The organism is Armatimonadota bacterium (assembly GCA_020354555.1).
Lineage (GTDB): Bacteria > Armatimonadota > Hebobacteria.
In genome coordinates this window covers 1,713,745-1,717,644 of the sequence record CP070648.1, presented here as the reverse complement: position 1 = coordinate 1,717,644, position 3,900 = coordinate 1,713,745, and the positions used below count along the sequence as shown (strand labels likewise).

5 protein-coding genes are annotated in these 3,900 nt (G+C 65.5%); all 5 read right to left on the bottom strand.

The window, feature by feature from the left end; genetic code table 11:
• Positions 1–38: 38 nt before the first annotated feature.
• Positions 39–443, bottom strand: a complete 405-nt coding sequence (locus tag JSV65_07010; protein ID UCH36098.1) for a YbaY family lipoprotein — start codon at positions 441–443, stop codon at positions 39–41.
• 60 nt (positions 444–503) lie between these two features.
• Positions 504–1,478: an META domain-containing protein gene (locus tag JSV65_07005; protein UCH36097.1), complete on the bottom strand. Its 975-nt coding sequence runs from the start codon at positions 1,476–1,478 to the stop codon at positions 504–506.
• A 201-nt stretch (positions 1,479–1,679) separates the two neighbouring features.
• Complete coding sequence (locus JSV65_07000; GenBank protein ID UCH36096.1) at positions 1,680–2,291, bottom strand: DUF1638 domain-containing protein; 612 nt, start codon at positions 2,289–2,291, stop codon at positions 1,680–1,682.
• A gap of 15 nt (positions 2,292–2,306) precedes the next feature.
• Positions 2,307–2,948 (bottom strand): cobalamin-dependent protein, encoded by a 642-nt coding sequence (locus tag JSV65_06995; protein ID UCH36095.1) that lies wholly within the window; start codon positions 2,946–2,948, stop codon positions 2,307–2,309.
• Positions 2,941–3,900: trimethylamine methyltransferase family protein (locus JSV65_06990; protein ID UCH36094.1), on the bottom strand; the 960-nt coding region annotated here is incomplete at its 5' end. The genes JSV65_06990 and JSV65_06995, both read right to left, overlap by 8 nt.

The following is a 3,900-nucleotide window of genomic DNA, read 5'->3' as shown; positions in this document are numbered from 1 at the left end:
GTGGAATCCACGGCCTCTCTCAAATCACCGGCCTCCGCCTACTCACCTACAGCCCGCAGCACCATGTCGACCTGTGTGGGTCGGTCGCGGGTTATCACTAAGTACGCCTCGGTACTGACCCAACGCAGGTCATCCCCCTCACGGATGCGCGCCTCAACCGCGTAGGTGTGGTTAGCCTGAATGTCCGCCGGGTCATACTCGATCGAGAACGCTATCGGCACCTGGCCGGGCGACTCGATCACCTGCCGGCCGATGACCTCCGCCGGTGCATCGGCCCGCGAAACGTCGACCAGCGCCACCTCGAGGACCGCGTTCGGCGTCAGCGCGATGCGCTCCCGGTATGTGACGGTTCCCGAAACCGTCGCTGCCGACTCCGAGCAACCGTAGGCGGCCGCGAATAGCGCGGCGACGGCGAGCCCACCAGCATGTAACCACTTGATCATATCGTTTCCTCGCTCCAGCGCCTGCCGCACGTATCCCCGATGGTTCGCGACGCAGCGTCTCTACTTCATGTACCTCGCCTCTAGACGCGCGACCAGATCCGAGCCCGAATACAACTCCAATCGCTCGCCGTACAGCTCGTAGCGGGTCACAGTCTCCAGCGCACCCAGAAAGGCGCTCTCGATATCCGGCTCGTCCGGGCAGGCCCGCAGCGTCGTCGCCAGCGGACCGAACTTCAGCCGCTCGCCTTCCAGCGTATAGCCACCGTTGATCTGGTTACAGCCGGTATTGCCGGAGACGCGCTTTTCCGCCGGCCGCAGAATCAGGTGCGCCTCGCGCCCTTCGTCCGGGGCCTCGACCGCTGCGCCGCTGACCTCGACCAGCTTCCAGTACGTGTTCTCCGGCTCCGCCAGCGCCGCACGCGGCTCGCACGATCCGCCGGGTGAGATGGCGACGAAGTGGTCGACCACGATGTTCTCCTCTGTCCCGGCGCCCTCCATCCGCGGCCGCTGCGCCAGATGACCTTCGATCGTGGCCAAAACCGCTTCTCCCGGCTCGCGATCCACGTCCAGGTAGGCCTGCTCCAACGCGAGATAGTCGCTCGCCATCGCCACGGGGAAGCGCTTGCCCATCAGACAGTCGGTGAACAAAGCGGCGTCCGCCATGTACGAGAACATACCCTGCATGCCGTAGGAATCCGCGAAGGGCACGGCCTCCTCGGTTCTAGCGATGTACTGCCCAACGCCCGCAATACCGCCGCCCTCCAGGGCTCGCAGTCTGTCCGGCCCCTCGGGCTCGAACTTGCGCGGCCCCTCGCTCTCGCCGATGAGAACCAGCTGCCGGCCGCCATAGGCGAGATACCAGCGGCCGCGGTCGTATTCGGACGCGCCGGTGCTTCCATCTTTAGCGACCGGCGTCTCGCGCCACAGAAACCTCTCGTCGGCACGGAGATCGAGCGTTACCTCTCTTACATCATCATCGAGCATGGTCAACATTCCGTTGAACGTCGCCGGCAGCCGGAGCTCTTGCAGAGTCATCCCCACCTCGGAGGCCGGGGCGCTCGTGACGGTGGGCGCCGCGGCCGGCTCCTCATCGCTCCGTTGGCTCCCGGACTCTCGCCCACAGGCGACCCAGAACATTAGAAACACCATCGTCAGCCACGCCGACGATACTCGGCTAGTGCGCATCATTAACCCCTCACACTTGTAGTCGACATCGATCACCATTGACGCTCATCATCAAAGCCGCGCCGGCTCCTGAATCAGACGCGCCAGCTGTATCTCGAGCTCTCTCAAGCCGACGTCCTCGACACTCAGGGGAAGGCCCAGTTCATCAGCGATGCGCTGGGCCCGGGCCAGCAGATCCGGGTCGGAGGACTGGCGCAGATACGCCACGGACGTGAATCCGCCGAAGACTGTCTCTTTCAATGACGGCTCGCGATCGAGCCCCATCTCGCGCACGACCACATCATCCCAGGCGCGGACCAGGTAGTCGGTCAGGAAGTAGGATGTAGGATCCCTTTCCAGCAGACCGCCGAAGCCGCATCCACAGCAGATCTCGTAGCAGTGGCTGCCGGACGGTCGCTGCACTCCGTGCCGGCGCAGCACATCATCGAGCGCGCCGGCAGTGCCACAGTCGCCGTACACGACGATCACCTTATTATAGTGGTCCCGAATGCGCTGCAGCTGTTCGTCGACGGCGGACACGATCTGCGACGGTCGCATGTGGTAAGTCGCAGGAATCCCATAGAAGTCGGCACGCCAACCACGCGCTTCGACGATGTGACGCACCTCGGCAACTAGCGCTCCGCAAGCCACCAATGCCAGAGCCGCACGTTCCGATCGTGTCACGATAACAAGCCCGTATCAGGTCAACAACGACAGCGCGAGATCAGCCGCGCTCGCCGCGTCGGGCGCATAACCATCGGCCCCGATCTGGTCGGCCCACTCCTGGGTGACCGGCGCGCCACCGACGATAACCTTCACGTCGGGACGCAGCCCCGCCTGCCCGATCGCTTCCACCGCAGCCTTCTGCTGCGGCATGGTCGTCGTCAGCAGCGCGCTGAGACCAACGATGCAGGGGCTCGACTCGCCCGCAGCCGCGACGATCTCGTCGACCGACACGTCCTTGCCCAGATCATTAACTGAGAAGCCCACGGTCTTGGCCATGGCGCCCACCAAATTCTTGCCAAGATCGTGCAGGTCGCCTTTGACGGTGGCCAGCACCAGCGGCTGTGGGCGACGAACAGTTACGCCGCTGGTCACGAGAACCGGTTCGACGATCTCGTTGCAACGCGTGAAGATCTTCGCCGCGACGATGACCTCCGGCAGAAACGCTTCGCCGCACTTCCAACGCCGCCCGACCTCGAGCATCGCTTCTGTGAGCCCCGACTCGAGAATGACGCGCGGCTCGAACCCCGCATCCAACAAGCCGCGCGTCGCCTTCAGCGCGCCTTCCTCATCCTGCGTCAGGATCGCCAGCCTCAGGGGCGTCAGCAGTTCATCCATGCCCGTCGGTTCCTTCCCGCTCGTAACGTTCGAGAATGCCCTGAATCTCTGCGCCCAGCCCCGGCTCCAGATACTCGGGTCGATCACCCGCGAGGATCTCGCGCATTCGCTCGCGCGCCGCCTCCCGTGGACCTGCCCTACCCGCGGCTTCCCACTCCGACCACTCGGCGCGATCGAACACGCGCGGAATCCAAAGCCGTCGCATCGTGGCCAGGGTGTGACGCTGGCTCAGGAACTCGCCGCCGGGGCCGGCGGCGCCGATGACATCGAGCACGTCACTCCCCGCCTCGGCCGGTACGCCCACGAAGTGGCGAAGCAGAGCGAAGATCTCCGCATCGAGCACCACCTGCTCGGGAGAGCAACCGCGAGCGCTGTCCAGCCCGCCGGCGCCGCACAGCATGTCGGCCCCGGCGAACGCGCTCGCCAGACCCGATAGCCCGTTCTCCAGACCCGCCTGCCAGTCGGGCGACTTCGCGCCCGTGGCGAACGTGCCGATGCTGACGGGAAGATCGTAGTGACGCGCCAGCTGCGCTGACGCCATCTGGAGCAACAAGTCCTCCGGACCTCCGCACGCCGCCGCCCCGCTGCGCAGGTCCATGACGGTAGCGCACGAGCCGTAGAAGGTCGCCGCGCCGGGCACCAACGTCTCGAGGATGACGACTCCCGCCAGAACCTCCGCGTTAGACTGCACCAGCGTACCACCCCACGTAGCTGGCCCCGTGGCACACGCTATCGGCATCACGACAAAGCCGCACGGCAAACCCGCTTCGGCGAAGACCACGGCGGCATCGAGCGCACCGCCCTCGTAGACGAGCGGGCTGGTACTGCACTGAAAGGTCGACACGATCGGCCGCTCGCGCAGCGCCGATGCGCCGCCGGCGGCGAGACGGGCGATCTCAACGACGCCGCGGGCGGCGCGCGCCGTGACCGCGGTCATCATCTGGATGTGCTT

What these genes read in the sequence shown, in the direction of transcription:
- JSV65_06995 (UCH36095.1), bottom strand. Translation starts at nt 2,948, where the DNA reads ATGGATGAACTGCTGACGCCCCTGAGGCTGGCGATCCTGACGCAGGAT.
- JSV65_07005 (UCH36097.1), bottom strand. Translation starts at nt 1,478, where the DNA reads ATGACTCTGCAAGAGCTCCGGCTGCCGGCGACGTTCAACGGAATGTTG.
- JSV65_07010 (UCH36098.1), bottom strand. Translation starts at nt 443, where the DNA reads ATGATCAAGTGGTTACATGCTGGTGGGCTCGCCGTCGCCGCGCTATTC.